1 tRNA gene and 1 rRNA gene are annotated in these 718 nt (G+C 61.0%); both read left to right on the top strand.

Going from position 1 to position 718, the window contains the following annotated elements:
- Positions 1-241 (top strand): 16S ribosomal RNA (locus NO931_RS20555); the annotation flags it as partial.
- A 206-nt stretch (positions 242-447) separates the two neighbouring features.
- Positions 448-519: transfer RNA gene (locus NO931_RS20550), tRNA-Ala, on the top strand.
- Positions 520-718: the final 199 nt, after the last annotated feature.

Genomic DNA, 718 nt, shown 5'->3' with positions numbered 1-718 from the left:
CCGAAACTCGGTCGTAGTTCGGATTGAGGGCTGAAACTCGCCCTCATGAAGCTGGATTCGGTAGTAATCGCCACTCAGAAGGTGGCGGTGAATACGTCCCTGCTCCTTGCACACACCGCCCGTCAAATCACCCGAGTGGGATCCGGATGAGGCTCGGTTCCCGAGTCGAATCTGGGTTCCGCAAGGGGGATTAAGTCGTAACAAGGTAGCCGTAGGGGAATCTGCGGCTGGATCACCTCCTACAGACCGGGACCAGGCCGACGCGCCTGGCCCACTCGTAGGACTCTCCCCTCACACGGGAGAGCTTTCCAAAAATCCTGCATCCCAGCAGGTACCAGTCATGGTCCACACGTCGACGACACGCCCGCTCGGCCGGGCGCTAACGAACTATCAAGGCTAACACTATATACGCCCTCCCGGCCGCCCCAGATCGGGGCAGCCGGGAGTGGGCCCATAGCTCAGTGGTAGAGTGCCTCCTTTGCAAGGAGGATGCCCAGGGTTCGAATCCCTGTGGGTCCATGTCCCGTACTGCGCTCCGGGGATCGTTGCCCTTAAGTGGGAAACGGCCCTCGGACGGAGTACGAGCACACCGATGCACCATCCCGTGCGAGCGCGGATGGGAAGGGTCGATACCGCCCCAGACCACCGGGCGGTAGATGAAGACCGCGTGTACGTGCGATCCAGACGTCCACTGGACTCATTCATCGAAGACGACACC

It is taken from the genome of Natronoarchaeum rubrum, from assembly GCF_024494695.1.
Note: the sequence above shows the minus strand (reverse complement) of the source record. Positions and strands in the feature narration are given on the sequence as shown.